The organism is Clostridium grantii DSM 8605 (genome assembly GCF_900129965.1).
Taxonomy (GTDB): Bacteria; Bacillota; Clostridia; order Clostridiales; family Clostridiaceae; genus Clostridium_AF; species Clostridium_AF grantii.
The window spans coordinates 192,889-217,359 of the sequence record NZ_FQXM01000002.1 but is presented as its reverse complement, the minus strand read 5'-3'; the positions used below and the strand labels follow the sequence as shown (position 1 = coordinate 217,359).

Below are 24,471 nucleotides of genomic sequence, written 5' to 3'. Positions count from 1 at the left end.
TATAATAAAAAGGATGTGTTATATTTGATTTCATTAAAAATTACTGCAGCACTTTTAATATTACTGCTTATTATTAAATTAACAGATAAATCTCTTTCCTACTTTTGGCATAGTATAGATGAAAACTATGTTATATCAAGGTTAAAGCTTAATGCTGTATCTATTGATTTTCTATCTAGCATTTCAGAAAAATATTTCCACAATTATGTTATATCTTTTATAAAAGAAAAATTTAAAAATAATGAAGTTACCGATTTTTCCCAAAGCAAAGATAGCTCAGTCACTCATGTTCTAAATAGTAAAAGTGGAAATTATACTTACCTAGGAATTAAAAAAATAGTTCTTGAAAACCATGAACTTTCTACTTTTAATGATTCCAATAGTATAAATGAAGATTATATATATAAATTTATAGGTACTATGGCTCATGACAATGTAAAAAGAGGTATTATTATAACTAATGGAAACCTTAATCCCCACGCTAAAAAAATATTAAAATCATTAAGCCCCAAAATGAGAATAGTTTCGATAAACGGGTTGTCATTAACAAAATTGATTTGGAAAGAAGGTTGTAAGTAATGAATTTTTTTGATATATTCCTAGAAAGTTTATTTAAATTTATAAATTATATTCTATTTTTTATATTAGCTATTCTTTGTGTTAAATTAATATTAAAAATATATAAATTAATAAATTATTATCTTCAAAAGAAAAAACAAATATATACTTTTCAAGAATTCAATATGAATCTAAATTTAATCAATGAACTTTCTATTGAAGAATTCAAACTTTGGTGCATATTAACTTTAAATAAAAAAGGTTATTTAAACTTTACCAACGAGGATTCAAGTCCTTACTTAACCTGTAAAAAAAGTAACGATAATTTTTTAGTTCATTGTTCCAATGATAAAAATAAAGTAATTACTGAACACACATTACAATCAATTCTTGGCTTTATGATTAGTAAGAATATTTATAATTGCATTTTAGTATGTAATTCCACAGTTTCTGAATCCGCTATAAATTTTATAAAAACCCTACCTGATGCATATAAATTAGAAACCTTTAATTGCAAAGATTTGATGCCTAAACATTCACCCACAACTATGATTTTACAAAATTCCTAAGAAAATATACAGGTTTCTCTTGTATTTATTATAATTTAAACTTATAATAGTATAGTTGTATAAAATAAATATAACCAAATATGAAACATAGGATGGTAATTTAATGAATTTTAACGAACTAAATATTTCAGAAGAAATACTTTTAGCTATTGGGGAAATGGGGTTTACAGAAGCGACTCCTATTCAAGCGCAAACAATCCCGCTAATATTAGAAGGCAAGGATATTATTGGGCAATCACACACAGGTACTGGAAAAACTGCTGCATTTGCAATTCCTATTCTTGAACAAATTGATGTAAATAACAAGAATATACAGGCATTAATTTTATGCCCTACAAGAGAATTGGCAGTTCAAGTATCAAATGAATTCGATAAACTAGGAAAGCATATGAAAAATTTACGTTGCTTACCAGTTTACGGCGGGGAATCTATAAGAAATCAAATACTTTCCCTAAAAAAAGGGGTTCAAATAGTAATAGGTACACCCGGAAGAGTTATAGACCATATTAACAGAGGTACTATGATATTAAAAGACCTTAAGTACATGGTTCTTGATGAAGCAGACGAAATGTTAAACATGGGATTCAGAGAAGATATTGAATCCATATTAGAAAAAGCAAAAGGTGATAGACAAACTACATTGTTTTCTGCCACTATGCCAAAAAGTATTTTAGATATTACTCACAAATATCAGACTTCTCCTACTCTTGTTAAAGTTACTAAAAAAGAAGTAACTAACTCTGATATTGAACAATGCTATTTTGAAGTTAGAGAAAAATATAAGCTTGAAGCTTTAAACAGACTTATTCAAGTTTACAATCCTTCAAGAGCTTTAATTTTCTGTAATACAAAACTTAGAGTAGATAAAGCAGCACAATATTTGAAGGAAAAAGGATTTGTTTGTGATAAAATCCACGGTGACATTGTACAATCTTCAAGAATGGCTGTTTTAGAAAAATTCAATTCCGGAAAAATTAATATTTTAGTTGCAACTGACGTTGCTGCTCGTGGACTTGACATTAGTGAAGTTGATGTAGTATTTAATCATGACGTTCCTGAAAATGAAGAATACTACGTACACAGAGTTGGAAGAACCGGAAGAGCTGGAAAATCTGGAAAATCTTTCACTTTGGTATCAGAAATTGAAGGCAGACGTATAAGCAATATTATGGCTTATATCAATAAAAAAATCGAGAAAAGAGCTATACCTTCACTTGAGAAAGCTAATTTAATAAAGATAGACTCATATGTTAATGATTTAAAATTAATTTTAGAAAATGAAAATGTATCATTAACTAACCCTATCATAGATAAACTTCTTGAAGAAGGTTACTCTATACATCATGTAGCTGCAGCTTTAATTCACCCTACTCTTGATTTTGAAAATGAAGATGATATTGATTTTTCTTATCTAAAGAGAAATAATAGGGACAGAAATAGCAGAGACAGAAATGATAGAAGTGATAGATCTAGTAGAAGTCCTAGAAGAGATTCTGGAAATAGAGCTCCTGCTGGTGATGTAACTAGGTTCCACATAAATATTGGTAAAGACCAAGATGTAAGACCTGGAGATATTGTAGGCGCTATTGCTGGTGAATGTAATATTCCTGGAAGTGCTATAGGAAATATAGATTTGTATGACAAATTCTCTTTTGTTGAAGTTCCAACAAAATATGAAAATAAAATTTTACAAGTTATGAATAAAGAAACAATAAAAGGTAAAAAAGTTTTCTTCGAAAAAGCTAAAGCACGAAGAGAAAGATAATTTTACTCATAAAAAACCTTATTGATCTTAAAGATTAATAAGGTTTTTTATTTGTTTTTAATTATTTTATCCATAAATCAAACAAAATACCTACAAAAAGTGATTTCAATCACATTTTTATAAAACATAACGCTCTATAATAGCAATATAGTAACAAATAATTATTGTTAAAAAAGGTAACCATAAAATAAGAACTTATTAAATTTATTATAGGAGTGATAAAATTGAAAAAACAATGGAATGATTTTAAAGAAGGTAATTGGCAAGAATCAATAAACGTGAGAGATTTTATTCAAAAAAACTATACACCTTATACAGGAAATGAAGATTTCTTAGTTTCAACTTCAGAAAAAACAAAAAAAATATGGTCTCACATGGAAGAACTTTTGGTTGAAGAATTAAAAAAAGGTGTTTTATCAGTAGAAACAGAAACATTCGCAGGCATAAATAACTTCAAACCAGGATATATAGATAAAGATAATGAAGTTATTGTTGGACTTCAAACAGATGCTCCTTTGAAAAGAATAATTAATCCTTATGGTGGATATAGAATGGTGCAAGCTTCTTTAAAAGCTTACGATTGCGGAATAAATAAAGATATCGACAAATACTTTCAAATGTATAGAAAAACTCATAATCAAGGTGTTTTTGATGCTTATACCGAAGAAACACAAAAAGCAAGAACTGTTGGTTTATTAACTGGACTACCTGATGCTTATGGAAGAGGTAGAATAATCGGTGATTATAGAAGAATTGCTCTTTATGGTATTGATTTGTTAATTGAAGACAAAAAAAATGATCTTAAGAATGTTCTAAAAGGACATGCTTGTGAAGATTTAATTCGTTCAAGAGAAGAAGTTTCAGAACAAATAAGAGCTTTAAATGATATCAAAGCAATGGCTGCTTCTTATGGTATTGATATATCTGTTCCTGCTAAAAATGCTCAAGAAGCCGTTCAATTCTTGTATCTAGGTTATTTAGCTGGAATCAAAGAAAACAATGGCGCTGCAATGTCACTTGGTAGAAACACCACTTTCTTAGATATTTATATTGAAAGAGATTTAAAAAATAATGTTATAAATGAAATAGAAGCTCAAGAATTAATAGACCAATTAGTAATAAAATTGAGAATAGCTAGACACTTAAGAACACCAGAATACAATGAATTATTTGCTGGAGACCCTACTTGGGTAACTGAAGCTATAGGCGGAATGGGAATAAACGGCAAAACTCTTGTTACTAAAACTGCATTTAGATTCCTTCATACTTTAACCAATTTAGATCCAGCACCAGAACCAAATATGACTGTTTTATGGTCTGAAAATCTACCAGAAGCTTTCAAAAAATACTGTGCTGCTATGTCTATAAAAACAGATGCTATTCAATATGAAAATGATGATTTAATGAGACCTGTTTATGGAGATGATTATGCTATCGCTTGTTGCGTATCTGCAATGCAAGTTGGAAAGCAAATGCAATTCTTTGGTGCTAGAGTTAACCTGGCAAAATCTCTTCTATATGCTTTAAATATGGGTATAGATGAAAAGAAAAAAGATAGAGCTGGAAATTTAATTCAAGTTGTCCCAAATATACCTGTTATGAATGATGAAATTTTAGATTATAATAAAGTTAAAGAAAGTTTTGATAAAGTTGTTGAATATGTTGCTGGCCTTTATGTAAATACTATGAATACAATACACTATATGCATGATAAATATGCTTATGAAGCTGGACAAATGGCTTTACATGACACTGATGTTAAAAGAATAATGGCCTTTGGAGTAGCTGGATTGTCTTCAGTTGCAGATTCATTAAGTGCTATAAAATATGCTAAAGTAAAACCAATAAGAAATGAAGAAGGTATAACTGTAGATTTTGAAATCGATGGTGACTTCCCTAAATACGGAAATGACGATGATAGAGTAGATAATATTGCTGTAGAATTAGTTAAGCAATTTACCAATGAATTGAAAAAACACCCTACTTATAGAAATGCTGAGCATACATTATCTGTATTAACAATTACTTCAAATGTAGTTTATGGTAAAAAGACTGGTTCAACTCCTGATGGAAGAAAAGTTGGCGAACCTTTAGCTCCTGGAGCAAATCCAATGCACGGAAGAGATGAAAATGGAGCTCTTGCTTCACTTAACTCTGTAGCAAAAATTCCATATAGAGGTGTTTGCCAAGATGGTATCTCAAATACTTTTTCAATAACACCAACTGCACTTGGTAAAGAATTAAATAATAGAATTGATAATTTAGTATCCATATTTGATGGTTATTTTGGTCAAGGAGCTTTCCATTTAAATGTTAATGTTCTTAATCGTGAAATGTTGATGGATGCTATGGAAAATCCTGAAAAGTACCCTACCCTAACAATCAGAGTTTCTGGATATGCTGTAAACTTTGTTAGATTAAATCGTGAACAACAATTAGATGTTATCAACAGAACATTCCATAAATCAATTTAAACTTCAATGAAATCAGAGGGTGATATTATGATAAAAGGAAGAATTCATTCTATAGAAAGCATGGGCCTAGTTGATGGCCCTGGCATTAGAACTGTTATCTTCTTTCAAGGGTGTAATTTAAGATGTGCTTACTGCCATAATCCCGATACTTGGGCCATGCATGGTGGAAAAGAGTATTCTCCTGAAGAATTAGTTAATAAAATAATTAGATTTAAACCCTATTTTAACAAATCTGGTGGAGGGGTAACTTTTTCTGGCGGAGATCCTTTAATGCAACCTGATTTTTTAATAGAATGTTTGAAACTATGTAAAGCTAATGGTATTCATACAACAATAGATACTTCTGGCTTTGGATTCGGAAAATATAAAGATATTTTAAACTACACTGATTTAGTTATATTGGACATTAAGCATGTTGATGATAATGGATATATTTCTTTAACTGGAAAAAACAGAGACGAATTGATGAAATTTATTGAAGCTTTAAATAATTCTTCAACTCCTGTTTGGATTAGACATGTTGTTGTTCCTAACATAACCGATTCTGAAGAAAAAATACTTCAAATAGCTACATTTGTTAATGAGAATATAAAGAATGTTGAAAAAATAGAATTACTACCTTATCACACACTTGGTGTTCACAAATATGAAATGCTTAATATTCCATATGCTTTAGCTGATGTTAGTTCAATGGATAAAGATAGAACCGAAGAACTCCAAAACATTTTAATTAATGCAACTATTTACAAATATATTTAATATTGACTAAATTAAGGCTTTTAAAAATCATAAAAAAAGTATATAATTAATTCAATAGCAAACCACAAAGTTCGAAATAATACTATTTGTGGTTTGCTTTCTTTCTATTCTTGCAAAAGTAGGTGATTTATATAAAAAAGTGTAAACATACAAATGTTTTATGCAAAAATCAAAACACAGATTTTTGCATGCGTCAAATACCCTTGCTTTCTAATTTGACACCTGAACAATTAGCAAAAATATCTGAAGGCACCATAAAAACTCATTTCAAAAAAGGTGATAAATTATTTTCTCAAGGAGACAAAGCTAGAAAACTTTATATTGTATGTTGTGGAAAAGTTAAAGTTTTTAGATATACCGCTGATGGCAAAGAACAAATTTTATATATACTCTCCCCAACAGATTTTAGCTTTATTGGTGCTTTTAACTTATTAAAAGAAGATAGATTTGATTTTAGTGCCGAAGCATTAGAAGATAGTATTATTTGTTCCCTAGATAAAAAAGATTTTGATAATATTCTAGTAGATAACCCTAGGATAATGCTTCAAATACTTGAAGAAGCATACGACAGAATTGTAAAAGTGGAGAGTTTAGTAGATAGATTGAGTACAAATGACGTTTCAGCTAAAGTTGCTGGATTATTAATAAGTTTAATTACGGATTTTGGTATAGATACTGAAGAAGGCATAATTATAAACACCTCCCTCAATAGAGAAGAGATGGGTAGTTATGCTGGTATAACAAGAGAAACCATAACTCGTAGACTTAAGTCTTTAAGCGATGAAGGCATTATAGAAATGAGAGGAAATAAACAAATTCTTATAAAAGACATGGACAAACTTAAAAGTTTAGTTTAACAAAAGCAACTAACCTCATCGTTAGTTGCTTTTTATTCCTAATAATTTTTACCAGCTGCCTTTACAAATTGAGCATCATAAGCATGGCAAGGAGTCACACCAAAAACCATACCACAGATTGGGCATGAATCTTCATATTTAATCATAGTAAACTCATTTCCACATTCTTCACAATTAATTTGAAGAGAATTTGGCATATTTTGAACAGCATAACCCATCATTCTTATTTTATCTACCACTTGTTTTCCATTTTCAAAACTACCTGAACATCCTTCATGCGAATTTAACATATTCTTGCCTCCATTAATATAATAAATAACTGTTATATTTTAAAATAACAACTCTTTTAAGTCGGTAACATAAGTTACCACATATAAATATTTGCTTTTTACATATCTTTTGGGTAAAGTGTGTGTTTTATTGATTCTATTTCTGTTTTTCCTTCATCAGTCAAATCATATACTCCCCTTTTTACTCTAAAGAACCATTTATAATAATTATCTTGTAGAATATTAGAGGTTTTTTCTTTATTTGCTCCTAATTCTTTTAATTCCCTAATACTCAAAGGTCCTTTTTCATATAATAAAACTCCTATATAAGCTGCTTTTTCTTTATATGCAGTAAGTATTTTTTTTCTTACAGACCCTCCAATATTATAATCCCCGCTTCGCTCGTTAAATTCTTTAAATACTTCTTTTCTTTTTTTATAAGAAACCCTTCCCCCCTTCTCTTTAAACTTAAAACTAGGCATCAACACTTCCTGAACCAGTGATTCTTTTCCATTAATACTGACTAAAAATAAACCTATTCCAAGTCGTCTCAATAAATTAATAATATCATTCGTTCTTTTTCTTTTTACTGTTCTTTCTTTTCTAGGTACAGCTATATAAACCAAGTCACATATTTTCTGTCTTTCTGCTGCTTGTATTATTACATCTAAATTTAATACTTTCTTTAGTTCAACTATAATCATAGTATCATCTTTCAATGCAGTAATATCACAATTTTTGATTTCTGCTTTAACTTCAAAATCTTTATTAATTAAATACTTTTTTACAGGACCGTAAAGCTGCTCTTCATATAATATTTCTTTCACTGAAACCGCTCCTTTTTTCTTAATAAATCATTACTCATCGATTTATTAATTCTTTTAAATACAAAACACCATCCAATAATATAGATGATGTTTATACATATTATAATTTATTTAATGGATTAATAGGTTCGCCATTTTTTCTAATTTCAAAATGAAGATGTGGTCCAGTTGAATTTCCTGTATTCCCTGACAAAGATATTGTTTGACCTTTATACACCCTTTCCCCAGCTTTAACTTTTAAAATACTATTATGTCCATAGTAAGTTGAATATCCGTTTTCGTGGTCTATTATAACCAGGTATCCATATCCACCTTTCCAACCCGCAAAAGTAATCTTTCCTCCATCTGAAGCTTTTATAGGTGTTCCTGTGCTTACACCGAAATCAATACCATTATGATTTCTGCCCCACCTATATCCAAATTTAGATGTTATACTTCCACCTGAAGGCCACCCAAAAGATCCTGTAGCCATAGTTTTAGGTCTTTCTTTTGTACCTTTAACAACAACTTGAGAAACCGGTTCAGTTATAATACTTTCCTCTAAAATAGTTCTTTCTGCTTCTATTCCATTGATTTTAACAATTTCTGCTTTTATTTGATTACTACCGTTTTGTCCTTTTACTGTTACTTTATACTCTCCCTCATACATGTTGTTTGACTCTTCATATTCAACAATAAAAGGCTTTTCTTCAACATATTGATTTTCTTCAACTGTTTTCACACTTATCAAAGGTTTAGGAACTGTTAAGCTAATCTTTTGCCCTATTTTAATTTTATCAATATTTATTTCTGGATTTGCTTTTTCAATATCAGCAACTTTTAACTTATATTCCTCCGCAATACAAGAAATAACATCCCCTTCTTCAATTTCATATTTTTTTATTTCATTTGTTCCTGTTGATATTAAGCTAAAAGCATCCTCAACACTAGTTATCAAATTGGGACTTACATATTCTTGAATGACCTCTACTGTTTCTAAAAATCCTATTTCCTTAAATTGGGGTTCTAATTCTTTATCTATGTATTGAAATTTTAGATTTTCCAAAATTTTATTTGCACATTCCTCATCATCTACAATAGCTATTTTTTCTGAATTACACTTAATAATATAAGCTTCAACTTTAACCTCTATTTCTTTTTCTAATTCTAATTTAAGCTCATCAACTGAAACAATGTTTTTTCCCGTTGCAAATACCTTTTGGAATGATATGTTTTGAGGGATGTTCACTTCTTTTTTAAACTCTTCTTCACATTTTTTTGCTAACTCACTGGTTAATTGAATAACTTGTTCTTTATTTTTTACTATCCCAATTGTTTTTCCATCTATACTAACCAAATAAGCTACACTATTTACATAAATAAGCAGGGAAAGTATAATAAGCAAAATAACACTAGCTATTATATAAATTATTTTTTTATTATTTATTACAAATTTATTCAAAATTAATCCTCCTATATGAATTCTCATCAAAAATTTCACTATTTCTATTTAGAACAATTTCCATTATATCATTTTTCATATTTTTGTAAAAGAATTTATAATAAATTGACAAAAAACCTTCTACAGTATAGAATTATTAAGGATTCTTTTAAAAAAAGATTAACTTAAGGAGACAATAATGAAAGCAAATTTCGAAAATTTAGGAATAAATCCTGCAATTATTGAAGGATTAAATAAAGAGGCTATTACAATCCCTACCGCTATACAAGCTTTAACAATACCGTTGGCACTAGAAAACAAAGATATTATTGCAGAATCAGAGACTGGTAGTGGAAAGACTTTGGCTTACCTCTTACCCTTATTTCAGAAAATAGATATATCAAAAAATGAAACAAGTGTTATTATTTTAGCCCCAACTCACGAATTAGTTGTTCAAATTGATAAGGAAATTAAACTTCTCGCAAATAATTCTGGCATTAACATTACATCTACCACTATTATCGGTGATGTAAATATTAAGCGTCAAGTAGAAAAATTAAAGAAAAAACCTAATATAATTGTAGGTTCATCAGGTAGAATATTAGAATTAATAAAGATGAAGAAAATAAAATCTCATACAGTAAAAACTATTGTAGTTGATGAAGGCGATAGACTTTTGGATAAAAATAATATTTCTTCCATACAAAATGTCATTAAAACTACTTTAAGAGAAAGACAACTTTTAGTTTTTTCTGCAACTATTAAGCCTGAAACAATTAATGAAGCAAAAAAATTGATGAAAGAACCTGAGCTTATTAAGGTTACAAAAGATTCTACGAATTCTGAAAATATATCTCATAGCTGCATAGTTGCTGAGCAAAGAGATAAAATAATTTTCTTAAGAAAATTGATAGCTGCTTTAAACCCTAAAAAAGCAATAGTATTCCAAAATAAAAATGATGAAATTCAAATTACTGTTGATAAATTAAATCATCATAGTATAAAAGCCTGTGGTATATATGGAAACGCCTCAAAGGAAGAACGAAAAAAAGCAATCGATGGTTTTAAAAATGGTACCTATCCAATTCTTATTGCATCAGATATTGCTGCTAGGGGATTAGACATAAAAGATGTTACTCATATTTTTAATTTAGATTTACCTGAGGACTCTAAAGATTATCTACATAGAGTAGGAAGAACCGGTCGAGCTGGAAAAAGCGGTACTGCTGTTACTATAGTTACAGAGAATGAAGTTACACGAATTACTAGGTATGAAAAAGAATTAAAGATTAAAATCCAACATAAAATTATTCAAAATGGCAAATTATTAAATTCTAAATAGCTAAAAATATAGCCATTGAAAAGGAAGCACATCTCCCTTTTCAATGGCTATAAGTTTCACAATGGTATTCCTATATAATAATTTTCTAAACTCTTTTATATATCCAATTTAATATATATTCATATACCTCTTCTTTATTAGTTTCATTTAAAATTTCATGTCTAGCTTCTGGGAATAATTTCAACTCCACTTGAAGTCCCTCACAATAATATTTTTCATATACTTTCCTTACTCCCTTACCATCATTTCCAACTGGATCTTTTTCACCAGATATAAACAATATAGGTAATTCGTTTCTTGTTTTCTTAATATTTTTTTTATTGGAAATCATCTCAATTCCATTTAAAATATCTACATAAGTCCATGCTGAACAAATAAATCCACAATTCTCATCCTTTAAATACATATCAACTTGATTTTCATCTCTTGATAACCAGTCCATATTAGTTCTAACTGGTTTAAATTTATTATTGTATGAACCAAAACTCAAATCATCAAGCAATTTGCTTTTGTACTTCTTACCTTTAATACCAGCTATAGATTTAGCTATAACTTTTCCTACAACACCAAGAGCACCTTGCGAATCACCTGTTCCACTTATTATTGCTCCTACAACCTCCTTATCATAAATTTGAATATACTTTCTAGTAACAAAAGACCCCATACTATGTCCAAGGATAAATATTTTTTTATTCTTTTCATTTTTCTTTATAAATTCTGTTACCATGTGAGTTTCCTCAACAAGTTTCATGAATCCATCATTAGTGTGTAAAAAACCTTGCTCTTCATCTTCTGAAACACTTAATCCATGCCCCCTATGATCATGAGCATAAACTATAAAACCTTCTTGTGTTAAGAATTCAGCAAACTCTCTGTATCTCATACAATGCTCTGCCATACCGTGTACAATCTGGACTACTCCTTTTATTACATTACACTCTGGTTTCCATGAAACTACACAAATAGAATGATTTTCAATGCCTTTGATACGATATTTTTCTTCTCTCATATACACACCCCTTTATTAATATTGGCTTATTCGACCTTTTGTAGCAAGTTCTACAGCTCTATATGCTCCATTATAAATACCTAGTTTATTTGCCTTTATTATATTGTTGTTAAACATAGTAAGAATTTCATCTTCAAATATCATTAAATCAAGCATTTGCAAAGTATTTTCCACAGTATCACACTCTATAGTCCCATCTCCCACTTCTGCTGCACGAATAGCTCCGTAAGCCTCATGGCCCCCTACTCTTTTCATCATAAGTTTAGGTACTGGATAAAAAGCTAACTCGCTAGGTTTTGTAATTAAAATGTCTGATGACCTCATCAACAAATTTGTACCATAAACTGCTGCAAAAATATCTTTATCATAAAAAACATGAATTCCTTCAATTTCTTCATTTAAAGCTTGTTCTGCAAACTCATAAGTTTCTTTCCAATTATTAAAATGTTCATTAGCTAATTGTGATAATTCAGGCAAATCAGCTTTTAGCTCATTCCAAACATTTTCATGATCTCCTACATTTAGATATAATACTACTTTATTTTCTTTTACCAAAGGTATTAACTTTTTAATAATTCCTACAAAGAACTTTTTTTGTGCCCCTGCTCCACCAACGGTTATCAATACTCTCTTGGCTGTTTTATTCTTTATACGCTTTAATCTTGCACCACAATCCAAGTCAATATTAGACACTAATTCATGATCTATATAATGTCCTACTTCATAAATATCTTCTTTAGGCATAGCTTTTAAAACTTTATTACCCTCCATACCTCTCAATGTTTTATACCCTAAAAAAGATGATGGTGTTTGAACTGTATGAATAGCTCCCTCAGACAAGTGAAGTGCCATAGGCCAGTTATCAGGAATAACGTTAACCACTTTTTTCATACCCGCATGAATTGCAGCTTGAGATGGCCATACATGGGTTGCAATAAAAGGAATATCTTTTGAAATTTCTCTATATACTGGAGTCATAAGCTCAGATACTTTCTGATCCATTGCATTATAAGTCAACTTTCTAAATCCCTCAGAATTTAAAGGTTCCCAATAAAGCTTATTAAATAAAGGATATTTTTGAGACCATCTTGACCCCATAGAATACAACGAATTCAAACTGTCTATAACTTTCCCCCCTGTAGTTTCTTTGTAAGAATTCAAATCAAACCAATAAGGAATATAGCCCATTGCGTTTGCCGCTGAGGCTATGGCCATAGATATTCTATAGTGCCCAAAGCCCATTCTTATATTTCCTACAATAACTGCTTTCTCTTTATGGATTTTCTCTCCATCTTCACTTATTACAATGTTTTTTATATTTAAAAAAGGACCTATTACTTTATTATCTTCAGCTGATAATCTATAGTTAATTTTTGAATCATCACCGAATTTTTTCATATGTTTCTTTTTTGTTTTTTCAGCTTTTCTTATAGTTTTTTCACTTATCTGATTTCCAAATATTTCTCTTGATTTTTCCATTTTTTTCACCTCATAAATTTATATATAATTAAAGTAGTAAGAAATCTAACTAATTTAATTATATACCTATCATTTCTTTCAGTCAATACCTCTATGTAATCATTTTCTTTAACTTTTGTTTCTTAAATTTCTTGTTGCATTAGTCAAAAGTATGTGCTATTATATTTCATGTAAGTTAATTAAAAATCAAATATATCTTTCACATGTTACTGGTTGAATAATGCAGGCATGAGTGAACATAACTTGATGATATCATCAAGCTAAGTTGCTCATGCCTTTTTTGTCGTCATTATTACTTAAACATTTTTAATTATTCAATTAATTACCAATGAAAAGATATAATTTCAAGGAGGATTTATTTATGTTTAAAAAAGCTTTTGGTGTATTACAACAAATTGGTAAAGCATTAATGCTACCTGTTGCTCTTTTACCTGCTGCTGGTCTTTTACTAGCTTTCGGTAATATGTTTCAAAACCCACAATTTTTATTATCAGTTCCAGCTTTAAATGCCGCTTGGTTTCAAAAATTAGCTTTAGTTATGGAACAATCTGGTGGTATGATTTTCGGTAATTTAGCTTTGTTATTTGCTGTTGGTGTTGCTGTTGGCCTATCAGATGGTGATGGTGTTGCTGGTCTTGCTGCTATAGTTGGATTCTTAATAATGAATAAAACTATGGGTATCTTAGCAAATGTTACTGTAGAAAATTTATCCGATCCATCTTATACAAGCGTACTTGGTATCCCAACTCTTCAAACTGGAGTTTTTGGTGGTATCATCTGCGGTGTTTTAGCAGCTTATGCTTATAAAAAATACTTTAACATTGAATTACCTTCATACTTAGGATTCTTTGCTGGTAAAAGATTTGTTCCAATAGTTACCGCTGTATTCGCTTTAGTTTTAGGTGTGGTTTTACTGTTTGTATGGCCTCCTATTCAAAACGGCTTGACATTATTCTCACGAAATATGATCGATACAAATTTAACTTTTTCTGCATTTGTTTTTGGAGTTATTGAACGTTCATTAATCCCATTTGGTTTGCACCATATTTTCTATAATCCTTTTTGGTATCAATTTGGAGAATATATTAACTTAGCTGGTGATATTGTAAATGGTGACCAATCTATATTCATGGCTCAATTAAAAGATGGAGTTCCTTTTACAGCTGGTACTTTCATGACTGGAAAATTTCCATTTATGATGTTTGGTTTACCTGCTGCTGCATTAGCAATCTATCACGAAGCAAAACCTGAAAAAAGAGCTTTAGTAGGCGGAATTATGGCTTCTGCAGCTTTAACTTCCTTCTTAACTGGTATAACAGAACCTATTGAGTTTTCTTTCTTATTTGTAGCTCCTGCTTTATTCGGAATACATTGTATTTTTGCTGGTTTATCTTTTATGACAATGCATATTTTAAACGTTAAAATTGGTATGACATTCTCAGGTGGTATCATTGACTACTTATTATTCGGAGTTATGCAAGGTAGAACCGCTTGGTGGTTAGTTATCCCTGTTGGTTTATGTTTCTCTGCACTATATTATTTTGGATTTAGATTTGCTATCAGAAAATGGAATTTAAAAACTCCTGGACGTGAAGATGAAATTGAAAATTCTACTTCAATCAATGTTAAAGGATCAGCTTTAGCTATAGAAGTTTTAAAAGCTCTTGGTGGGAATACTAATATAGATAAATTAGATGCTTGTATTACAAGGTTAAGAGTTATTGTAAAAGATGTATCAAAAGTTGACAAGCAGCAACTTAAAAATCTTGGTGCTGCGGGTGTTTTAGAAGTTGGTAATAATGTTCAAGCAATATTTGGACCAAAATCAGATCAATTAAAAAACGCTATCAAAGATGTGATGTCTGGGAAAACACCAGTAGATATGGATTTAACACCAGTTTCAAATGTAGCTACTGAGTCTACTACTGGAACTTTACTAACTTCTTTCGTTTCTCCATTAGATGGCAAAATAGTAGGACTTGAAGAAGTTCCAGATGATTTATTTTCTCAAAAATTAATGGGTAACGGTTTTGCTATATTACCTTCAAGTGGAGAAATCGTATCCCCAGTAGATGGTGTTGTCACTACAATACTTCCATCGAAACATGCAGTAGGATTAACATCTACAGATGGAACTGAAATATTAGTACACTTCGGTGTAGATACCGTAAAATTAAATGGTGAAGGTTTTGAAGCTTTAGTTAAACAAGACGATAAAGTTAAAGTTGGACAAACATTATTAAAAGTTGACGTTAAGAAAGTAGAAAAAGAAGTTCCTTCTATCATTACACCAATAATTTTCACAAATTTATCTGCTGAAGTAGAGATTACTTTTGAAAATGGTGCCATAGTTAAAAAAGGACAAAAGAACATAATCTCTTTGAAATAATTAAATGCAAAAGAATAAAAAACCAAAGGTGTTAAACCCTTGGTTTTTATTCTTTTATAATAATAGCGGCTATATCACCTTTATTCTTATCTCCATATTTAACATATATTTTTTCATTTTCTTTCAAGTTAGTTATTATTATAGGTGTTTTTATATCACCTTTTTCCATTATTAAATCTTTATCATAGGTCAATAACAAATCTCCTTCTTCAACTTTATCACCCTTAGACACGTTAGTTTCAAAGCCCTGTCCATTTAGTTTTACAGAATCAATTCCAACATGAATCATTATCTCATATCCTTTATCCTCTTTAATAACTATGGCATGTTTTGTGGGAAAAAGAATTATTACTTCTCCTGATACTGGTGAAAAAACTTTATTATCCATGGGTACTATAGCAAACCCTTCTCCCATTATTTTTTCAGAAAATATACCATCATTAACTTTTTCTAAACTTATAATTTTTCCTTTTATAGGGTTTAATATTGTGAGTTGTAAATCTTCATCAATAATATTTTTCTCTGAAAGATTGTCTTTATATACCTCTATACAATGATTTTCTTTATTAGCTATATCAGTGACAACTTGTGCTTTTAATATATTTGAAATGCTATCCTTTAAACTTTCAGCTTCTATTCCAAATATGATTTGGAAAGAACTTGCCGCTTCAAATATACCTGCCGCCCCCAGATTTTTAATCATATCTCTATCTACAAGACTAGGTTCTTTTACGGTAAGTCTAAGACGTGTTACACACGCATCCACGTTTTCTACATTTTTTATTCCTCCTAATGCTTCAACAATCCCCTCCGCTTTAGAAGTATTAATTGATTTTTTTAATAGACTTATTTTATTCTCTTCTAAAAAATTTCTTTCACTCTCTCTTCCTGGGGTTTGTATATCTTTGTATTTAATAAAAAAATAAAATACAAGAAAATACATTACAAAAAATACCGGACCAATTATTAGCAGAAATAATGGTTTGTTTGCATAATTATACCCTAATAAATAATCAATAAAAGAAGCTGAAAAAGTATACCCTAGCCTTAAATCAAAATAACTTGTTATAATACCAGAAATAAAAGCTGCAAAAACATGAAAAAGAAACAAAAATGGTGCTACAAAAATAAAAGAAAATTCAATAGGTTCTGTAATACCTGTAAAAAATGATACAAGCGCTGCTGAACCCATAATTCCTAATATTTTTTTCCTATTTTCTTTCCTTGATGCTAAAATCATTGCTAATGCCGCTGCCGGTAGCCCAAACATCAATATAGGGTACTCTGCTGCCATAAACACTCCTGCAGTGGGGTCTCCATGAAAAAATCTAGGTAAATCCCCATAATATTTTTCCCCATTTGATACAAACTCTCCAAATTGAAATAAAAAAGTAGGATAATATAAATGATGTAACCCTGCTGGGATTAATAATCTTTTACCTGCTGCATAAAATGCTGGTCCAAAAATAGATACACTAGCTTTTAGTGCAAATCTATTTATAATTATTTGAATAGGTACCCATATTTTAATACTTAAAATTGCAAATACAAAAGAAACAAAAGCTGTGATAATAGGTATAAATCTTTTCCCACTAAAAAAACCAAGTATTTTTGGAAGCTCAATTTTATGGAATTTTTTATATAAAACTGCTGTTAAAAGTCCTATAGAAATTCCACCCAATACCCCCATATTAATATTAGTACCAATATTAATTGATTGTTTCTCAAGTATTCCCGTAAGAATCAACTGCCCAATAACGGCGGATAAAGCCGCTACTCCTTCTCCACCTGAAAATCCAATGGCAACCCCCACAGCAAATATCATAGGTAAATTAGAGAAAATAGCATTCCCTGCTGTGGCAAGAAACTCAAATTCCATCCCAAACTTTCCTAATAAATCCGGTTGACCAAGTCTTAATAATATACCTGCCGCTGGCAATACCGACACTGGAAGCATCAATGATGTACCTATCTTTTGAAGTATAGAAAAAGTTTTTTTATTATTCACTTAATTCCCCTCAATATCCTTTAATCTTTTTAAATGAAGTGCAATATACCCAACCTCATCCTCTGGCACTTGAAGTTGAAATAACTTATTAAACATCATTGCAACTTTCAAAGCTATATTAAATTCTTCATAAAGTTCTTTCTTTATACTTTCTAATAATAAATTATTAATAGGTGTATTATTCTTAACCCTCTCATACATAAAATTAATGTGAGAAACTGTTCTAATGTATTCAAAAGAGTTTTTATTTAATTGCTTATTTAATAACTTAGAAATCAACTCCATAATTTTAGAAATATTTTTTAAATAGCTAGATGAGTTATTAAGACCTTCTTCTTTAACAGCAGCCCTAACATGCAGAGAAATAAATCCAATTTCATCTTCTGGAAAAGAAACATTAAATCTACTATTTATCATCTCCAAAGCTTTGCTTGCTAAATCAAATTCTTTAGGAAAAAGGATTTTCAATTCCATAAGAAATGGGTTTTCTATTTTAACCCCACTATTATAACGTTTTAAAGCAAAATTAATATGATCCGGTAGCGAAATATGTATTGAATTGTTCAATTTCTCATCTATTTCTTTTTCCCACAATGATATGATTTCTTCTGATATACCAACAACACTACTATCTATACTACTAAGTACTTTTTGATAGTTGTTTGCTAAGTCTTGTTTTTCTTTTATATATATGGATAAAACTTCCTCCTTTAATACCATATCACCTTTTTTATGTTGAAATCCAATTCCGTTGCCCACAAGTATAAGTTCTTCTCTTTTATTATCAATAGCAACCACAACATTATTATTAAGTATTTTTTTTATTGTATACATTTGCTCACCTCTAAAAACCCTTTCATCGTAAATTATATCATTTTTCCCCGAAAAAACACATAAAAATAATGACTTTTGAACCAGTAAAATATTGATTTTTGTTTTCAATTCCACGTTATTTGTATTATAATTATAAAGAATTTAATTTTAATAAAGGAGAATTTAAATGATTAAATTACTTTGGTATACTTATTTTGCTTTTTTTGTTTTATTTCATACTTGCATCGCTAAGATTAAATCCTTTTTTATTTCTAAAAAATCTATAGAAGCAGCTGATGATTATCTATTTCAAAAGGCCCAACACATGTGTAACTTTCTTTTGAAAAAATCAAAAACCACTACACACGTATCCGGATTAGAAAATATTCCTGAAGGCCCTGTGGTATTCGTATCAAATCATCAAGCAATGTTTGATGGATTCTTAATTATAGGTAATGTAGGAAAACACACCGGCTTTATTGCTAAAAAGGAAATATTGAAAATTCCAGTTCTTCCATTTTGGTTTAAAGCAATCAAAACTGTATTTATTGATAGAAGTAATATTCGTGAAGGTATGAAAGCTATAAATGAAGGTGTAGAAAGATTAAAATCTGGTTATTCTATGCTTATTTTTCCTGAAGGGACAAGGAGTTTAAAATCAGAAATGATTGATTTTAAAAAAGGTAGTATAAAATTGGCTTTGAAAGCTAATGTTCCTATAGTTCCTATTACTGTAGATGGTACCTATCGAGTACTAGAAGTAGGAAAACAGGTAACTGGCCATTCTATTGCTATGATAGTTCATAAACCTATATATATAGATCAATTATCTATAGAAGAAAAAAAGAATTTAACTGAAACTCTTCACCATACAATTGAAACTAGCTTAACCAAGTTAGTAAAAGATAAAATTACACATTAATACTACTAATACACATATTAAATTTTTTAAAATAATATAGTTTAAAGGAGCTCCTTATGAATGTAACTATCAATCCAGGAATTTGTGGTTTTATAACAAATGTATATACTTCTAGTGATGATATGCAAAATGTAACTTTAAAAATCGAAACGGAATGTCCTTCTTTAAAACCTATAGAAAGTGAACTTAAAATTATTGATGGATTTTCAGAATGCTTTGGAACTCTCGGCGATACTGATGTTTATAAAATTTGCAGAAATCATTGTCATCATGCAGCATGTCCAATACCTGCTGGAATTATAAAATCTATAGAAGTAGCTTGTGGATTAGCTCTTCCTTCAGATTGTTCTATAAAATTCGTTTCAAATGAATAAATAACATAAAAGAGTGAGGGGTTAATTAAATACCCTCACTCTTTTCTTATAAAGCTTTTTCTACTTTTTCAAATTCATCAATAATTTCCTTAGAAGGTTCTTTATCTATCAAGCTGAAGATTATTATACATACCATTGAAACTATAAAAGCTGGAACAATTTCATATACATCAAAAATTCCACCTGATAATTGTTTCCATACTATTACAACAATTCCTCCACTTATTAATCCTGCTAAAGCACCATTTCTTGTTGTTCTTTTCCAAAATAATGAAGCTATAACAGTTGGTCCAAAAGTTGCTCCAAATCCAGCCCAAGCATAAGCAACCAGCGATAAAATAGAACTATTTTCATCTCTAGCCAAGAAGAAAGCAATTAAAGCCACTAAAGCTACTGCTATCCTGCTTACCCAAACTAGCTCTTTTTCACTAGCATTTTTTCTAAACATTACTTTATAAAAATCCTCTGTTAAAGAAGAAGCTGTTACTAAAAGTTGAGAATCTGCGGTACTCATTACAGCCGCCAAAACTGCTGCTAATAAAAACCCAGCTACAGCTGGATGAAACATATCATTCACCATAAGCATAAATATTTTTTCTGAATTTGTACCATCAAGAGCTGTTGGTAAATAAACTCTCCCAACTAGTCCAATTACTATAGCCGCCACTAAAGAAACAACAACCCAAACCATAGCTATCTTTCTATCTTTATCTATTTCTTTACCATTACTTATACCCATAAAACGAGCAAGTATATGAGGTTGTCCAAAATATCCCAATCCCCAAGCAAGAAGAGAAATTACTGATATTAAAGAAATAGTTCCTCCATCAAAAGTTTTTAAAGCATTTAAAAAGTTTAAATCAATAGAAGATAAAGCAGCTGTTGTTTCCCCAATTCCGCCCATTTTAAAAATACCAATAACCGGAACTATTAATACTGCTATAAACATCATCATGCCCTGAAAAAAATCAGTCCAACAAACTGCCATAAAACCACCTAGAAAAGTATAAGATACTATTACTAAAGCTCCAATAATAAGAGCTGTAGAATAAGCAATCCCAAAAACTGTACTAAAAAGTTTAGCACCCGAAACAAATCCCGAAGCAGTGTAAAATAAAAAGAATACAAGTATAAATAAAGCCGAGATGATTCTAAGCATATTAGATTTATCTCTAAATCTATTAGCAAAATAATTTGGTAGAGTTAATGAATCTCCTGCAACTTCAGTATACACTCTTAATCTTTTAGCAATCAATTTCCAATTAAAATAAGTTCCCACAGCTAAACCTATCGCAATCCAAATTGATTCCATTCCAGATAGATATGCATATCCTGGCAACCCCATCAATAACCACCCACTCATATCAGAAGCTTGTGCACTTAACGAGCCTACCCAACCATTTAATCCCCTGCCCCCAAGCACGTAATCAGATAGATTCTTTGTCTTAAAATAAAAAATCAATCCAATGGCCATCATCACTAATAAATAAAGTACAAACATAAAAACTATTGTTCCATTAAATTCAACCACAAATAAGTCCCCCTTGTATAAATTTTCATATAAAAGTATAAATCAATAATATTATTATAAAGCAAACTTTCTTATAATGAAAGTTATATTTTAAAAACTGTCATTATTTTTTTATCACTTTATTGTTTTTTATTATACCAATGCTATATACCAATTGATTTGAGATTTTAAATATTTATTATTTTAACTTAGAAAATCCAAATTGAATTATATGATTATTATAATTTCAATTTGGATTTTATCATTCATTTTTTCTTATACATTTATTCATTTTATATAAAACATTTTTTTCATTAGGGTAGTGATATTTACAAGAAATAAAATTACTTTCCTATTACCAATAAATATTTTCTTTAACAATAGCTTTATTAGGCAGGTCAACTCCTCTTAAAGACCATTTTTTGAACTCCTGATATCCTGTTCTATCAACGATATACCCAATATGCTCTTTAGCTATGCTTCTATCGATATACTCATTGATATAATCATAAGTATTGGTGATAATTTTGATTATACTATCTTCATCTACCCATGTAATAAAATCTTGAGCAAGTCTAGGGTTCACTTTTCCTGTTCTTCCCATAATAGCTAATTTATAATATTTTTCACTGCTTCTTGTCCATGCATTAGTTGGACACTTAACAACACACTCTCCACACCCAATACATTTTTCTTCATTTCTAACTACCTTATAGTTGTCCATCTTTAAAGCTCCAACAGAGTGTCTTTTACAGTATTTCACACAAGCTTCACAACCAATACATCTATATACCTCATATTGAGGTTCAGTCATGCCTATTATACCAAAATCATGCATTCTTGCTTTAATACAATCATTAGGACATCCCGTTAAAGCTACTTTTACATGAAAATCATTTGGGAAGATTGCATCCTCAATTCTTTTAGCAAAGCTGGTTGTATCATAATTAGCACTTCTACAAACTCTATTTCCAATACAAGCTGCCACATTTCTAGTTCCTGCTGCAGAGTAACCAGTGTTAGGATTTACTTGATTTATTTCTAATCCTTCAATCATAGGCTGAATAATTTCATTTATCTCATCCACTTTATCCATGGGAATATTCATTATTTCAAATCCCTGACGAGTAGTTATGTGAACATCCCCATCACCATATTCTTCAGCAATTCTTTTTATTACATCAAAATATTTTGCTTCCATATGTCCACCTGGCACTCTGACTCTTAAAGCAGTAATCCCTCTATTTTTTGTTACCCTGTATGCGTTCTTGGTAAGTTTTTTTGTATTAATATCCATGAAATAAATCCTCCTTAATCTATCAAAGTCTTAGCTTTGACATAATTAAATACTGGCCCATCAAGACAAATATAAGTATCATCAATTTTACAATGCCCACACTTACCTGTTCCACAGCACATTTTTCTTTCGTAGGAAACCCAAATATTTTCTTCTTTTATCCCTTTTTTCAAAAATTCAGCTACAGTAAATTTCATCATCATAGGCGGGCCAACAACAATCACCTTGGTTTCTTCAATTATTTCAATATTTAAATCCATTATATACTTTGTGATCAAACCAACATTACCTTTATACTCTTCTTCTGCTTTATCAACTGTTAAGATAATTTCCGATGTTTTGCTCCACTCTTCAAGATTTTCTTTGAATAATATATCTTCTGGAGATTTGAATCCTGATAATAATTTAAAATTCTTTACTTTATCAGTATTTTTTGCAAAATAATCTACCACAGCTTTTACCGGTGCGAGTCCACTTCCACCCGCTGCCACTATCAATTCGCTATTTAAATAATCTGTTATTTCAAATCCATTTCCATAAGGTCCTCTTATAAACAAGAAATCTCCTGGGAAAAAAGTATGAATTATATCAGTAACTTTCCCAACTCTTCTTATGGTAAAATCAATATATCCTTCTCCAATTTCACAAACTGATATAGGAGATTCTCCAAACTTAGGAATTGAAACCTCAAAAAATTGACCTGGTTTAACATCATTATTATTATACTCCATTCTAAAAGTATAATCTGTTTCTGTATGTTTCTTGATACTTAAAATCTTTGATTTAAAAGGCATATACATATTTTCCATTATTTCACCTCATTCATAGCGTCATTAAGTTTGTTTACACAGTTTGAGAAAGAAATGTATTCCGGGCAGATATCATCACATCTTCCACATCCTACACACATATGATATCCAAATCGCTTTTTAAAATCATGTACTTTATGCATAACTTTGAATCTCATTCTCTCACCTTTTTTAGTTCTAAATCCATGACCACCAGCCATATCAGAAAATTTATCTACATGACATGAAGCCCAAACTCTTCTTCTCTCACCATTTTTGGGATTATCCTTGTAGAAAATATCCTGCATAGTAAAACAAGTACAAGTAGGACAAACAAAGTTACATCTACCACAGGCAATACATCTATTATTATATTCTTCCCACATTTCACTTCCAAATATGGAGTTATCAATATTTTCTGGTATATTAACTTTAATTTTATTTTCATTTACAAAGGTTGGCTCAACATTTAGATCCTCGCCTTTAAAATATTCATTCAACTCTTCATCTTTTATATTTAAGTAAACTGTATTATTTTTTAATTCAATGGACATTTCATATTCTTCCGTTGAATTTGTTCCCATATCTACACAAAAGCAATTCTCAAAACTCTCCTGACATCCAATAACAGCAAACTTCACCTTTTGTCTCAAAATTTTATAATAAGAATCTTCTCTTCCATTACTTAAATAGATTTCATCTAATCTTTTTATCCCATGTATATCGCAGCTTCTAAGTAATATAATGGCATCTTTTTCATCAACCCTAGGTTGAATATAACTTTCTTCAGTAAAATAAAATAATGTTTGCGTAATAGGAAAAATGATTTCCCTTGCAGAATAGTTTGATTTTTTCTTAAACTCCACTTCTGATAAAGAATTTATTTCTTTATATTTTATAGAATCCGAGTCAGAAAAACTACCTTTTCCTATAAGTGTTACAGGTGCATAAATTTTATATTTTTTCTTTAACTCTTCAAATTGTATATTAAAATCTTGTAAATCTATTTTTATACCCATAAGGTACCACCCTTTCTTTATTA

General features: G+C 29.9%; 21 protein-coding genes. 10 read left to right on the top strand and 11 right to left on the bottom strand.

The genetic code is table 11. From position 1 onward, the window contains the following. Positions 1–24 precede the first annotated feature (24 nt). The 6 genes from BUB83_RS00935 (at position 25) to BUB83_RS00910 (ending at position 6,982) form a co-directional block, all read left to right on the top strand. Positions 25–579, top strand: coding sequence for a restriction endonuclease (locus BUB83_RS00935; RefSeq protein WP_073336049.1), 555 nt, complete (start codon positions 25–27; stop codon positions 577–579). Further along, complete coding sequence (locus BUB83_RS00930; RefSeq protein WP_073336047.1) at positions 579–1,127, top strand: restriction endonuclease; 549 nt, start codon at positions 579–581, stop codon at positions 1,125–1,127. The genes BUB83_RS00935 and BUB83_RS00930 overlap by 1 nt, the downstream gene beginning before the upstream one ends. Positions 1,128–1,230: 103 nt before the next feature. Then, positions 1,231–2,892: a DEAD/DEAH box helicase gene (locus BUB83_RS00925; protein ID WP_073336045.1), complete on the top strand. Its 1,662-nt coding sequence runs from the start codon at positions 1,231–1,233 to the stop codon at positions 2,890–2,892. Positions 2,893–3,116: 224 nt separating this feature from the next. Then, positions 3,117–5,366, top strand: a complete 2,250-nt coding sequence (gene pflB / locus BUB83_RS00920; RefSeq protein WP_073336043.1) for a formate C-acetyltransferase — start codon at positions 3,117–3,119, stop codon at positions 5,364–5,366. A 27-nt stretch (positions 5,367–5,393) separates the two neighbouring features. Beyond that, entirely contained in the window at positions 5,394–6,125 is a 732-nt protein-coding gene (pflA, locus tag BUB83_RS00915) for a pyruvate formate-lyase-activating protein (protein ID WP_073336041.1), read from the top strand. Positions 6,126–6,313: 188 nt separating this feature from the next. Then, positions 6,314–6,982, top strand: coding sequence for a Crp/Fnr family transcriptional regulator (locus tag BUB83_RS00910; RefSeq protein ID WP_073336507.1), 669 nt, complete (start codon positions 6,314–6,316; stop codon positions 6,980–6,982). 38 nt (positions 6,983–7,020) lie between these two features. Here the strand turns inward: BUB83_RS00910 and BUB83_RS00905 are convergent, their stop codons facing one another. The 3 genes from BUB83_RS00905 to BUB83_RS00895 form a co-directional block, all read right to left on the bottom strand. After that, entirely contained in the window at positions 7,021–7,272 is a 252-nt protein-coding gene (locus BUB83_RS00905) for a hypothetical protein (RefSeq protein ID WP_073336039.1), read from the bottom strand. Positions 7,273–7,370: 98 nt separating this feature from the next. Further along, entirely contained in the window at positions 7,371–8,078 is a 708-nt protein-coding gene (locus BUB83_RS00900) for a DUF2161 family putative PD-(D/E)XK-type phosphodiesterase (RefSeq protein WP_242950611.1), read from the bottom strand. Between the two features lie 100 nt (positions 8,079–8,178). Then, on the bottom strand, positions 8,179–9,519 hold the full coding sequence (locus BUB83_RS00895; RefSeq protein ID WP_073336035.1) for a peptidoglycan DD-metalloendopeptidase family protein: 1,341 nt from the start codon (positions 9,517–9,519) through the stop codon (positions 8,179–8,181). A gap of 178 nt (positions 9,520–9,697) precedes the next feature. Between BUB83_RS00895 and BUB83_RS00890 the strand changes: the two genes are divergently transcribed. Continuing rightward, on the top strand, positions 9,698–10,840 hold the full coding sequence (locus BUB83_RS00890; protein WP_073336033.1) for a DEAD/DEAH box helicase: 1,143 nt from the start codon (positions 9,698–9,700) through the stop codon (positions 10,838–10,840). Between the two features lie 85 nt (positions 10,841–10,925). On the opposite strand, the gene BUB83_RS00885 is transcribed toward BUB83_RS00890, so the two are convergent. Together BUB83_RS00885 and BUB83_RS00880 are read right to left on the bottom strand one after the other, a co-directional pair. After that, positions 10,926–11,849: an alpha/beta fold hydrolase gene (locus BUB83_RS00885; protein ID WP_073336031.1), complete on the bottom strand. Its 924-nt coding sequence runs from the start codon at positions 11,847–11,849 to the stop codon at positions 10,926–10,928. 15 nt (positions 11,850–11,864) lie between these two features. Further along, on the bottom strand, positions 11,865–13,328 hold the full coding sequence (locus BUB83_RS00880; protein WP_073336029.1) for a DUF6937 domain-containing protein: 1,464 nt from the start codon (positions 13,326–13,328) through the stop codon (positions 11,865–11,867). A gap of 361 nt (positions 13,329–13,689) precedes the next feature. Between BUB83_RS00880 and ptsG the strand changes: the two genes are divergently transcribed. Next, on the top strand, positions 13,690–15,717 hold the full coding sequence (ptsG, locus tag BUB83_RS00875) for a glucose-specific PTS transporter subunit IIBC (RefSeq protein WP_073336027.1): 2,028 nt from the start codon (positions 13,690–13,692) through the stop codon (positions 15,715–15,717). Positions 15,718–15,763: 46 nt separating this feature from the next. On the opposite strand, the gene BUB83_RS00870 is transcribed toward ptsG, so the two are convergent. Both BUB83_RS00870 and BUB83_RS00865 read right to left on the bottom strand, forming a co-directional pair. Next, a complete protein-coding gene (locus BUB83_RS00870; RefSeq protein WP_073336505.1) occupies positions 15,764–17,674 on the bottom strand; it encodes a glucose PTS transporter subunit IIA in 1,911 nt (636 codons plus the stop codon). Positions 17,675–17,725: 51 nt separating this feature from the next. After that, positions 17,726–18,559 (bottom strand): PRD domain-containing protein, encoded by an 834-nt coding sequence (locus tag BUB83_RS00865; RefSeq protein ID WP_073336025.1) that lies wholly within the window; start codon positions 18,557–18,559, stop codon positions 17,726–17,728. Between the two features lie 166 nt (positions 18,560–18,725). On the opposite strand from BUB83_RS00865, the gene BUB83_RS00860 reads away from it, so the two are divergent. Both BUB83_RS00860 and BUB83_RS00855 read left to right on the top strand, forming a co-directional pair. Next, positions 18,726–19,460, top strand: a complete 735-nt coding sequence (locus tag BUB83_RS00860; RefSeq protein ID WP_073336023.1) for a lysophospholipid acyltransferase family protein — start codon at positions 18,726–18,728, stop codon at positions 19,458–19,460. A 56-nt stretch (positions 19,461–19,516) separates the two neighbouring features. Further along, positions 19,517–19,834, top strand: coding sequence for a DUF6951 family protein (locus BUB83_RS00855; protein ID WP_073336021.1), 318 nt, complete (start codon positions 19,517–19,519; stop codon positions 19,832–19,834). Positions 19,835–19,880: 46 nt separating this feature from the next. On the opposite strand, the gene putP is transcribed toward BUB83_RS00855, so the two are convergent. From putP to asrA, 4 genes are all read right to left on the bottom strand, one after another. Further along, positions 19,881–21,335 carry a sodium/proline symporter PutP gene (gene putP, locus BUB83_RS00850; protein WP_200801416.1) on the bottom strand — a complete coding sequence of 485 codons (1,455 nt, stop codon included), beginning with the start codon at positions 21,333–21,335 and terminating at the stop codon, positions 19,881–19,883. A 364-nt stretch (positions 21,336–21,699) separates the two neighbouring features. After that, positions 21,700–22,641: a sulfite reductase subunit C gene (gene asrC, locus BUB83_RS00845; RefSeq protein WP_073336017.1), complete on the bottom strand. Its 942-nt coding sequence runs from the start codon at positions 22,639–22,641 to the stop codon at positions 21,700–21,702. A 14-nt stretch (positions 22,642–22,655) separates the two neighbouring features. Then, positions 22,656–23,450: an anaerobic sulfite reductase subunit AsrB gene (gene asrB, locus BUB83_RS00840; protein WP_073336015.1), complete on the bottom strand. Its 795-nt coding sequence runs from the start codon at positions 23,448–23,450 to the stop codon at positions 22,656–22,658. Then, complete coding sequence (asrA, locus tag BUB83_RS00835; RefSeq protein WP_073336013.1) at positions 23,450–24,448, bottom strand: anaerobic sulfite reductase subunit AsrA; 999 nt, start codon at positions 24,446–24,448, stop codon at positions 23,450–23,452. Before asrA ends, asrB begins: the two co-directional genes overlap by 1 nt. Positions 24,449–24,471 lie beyond the last annotated feature (23 nt).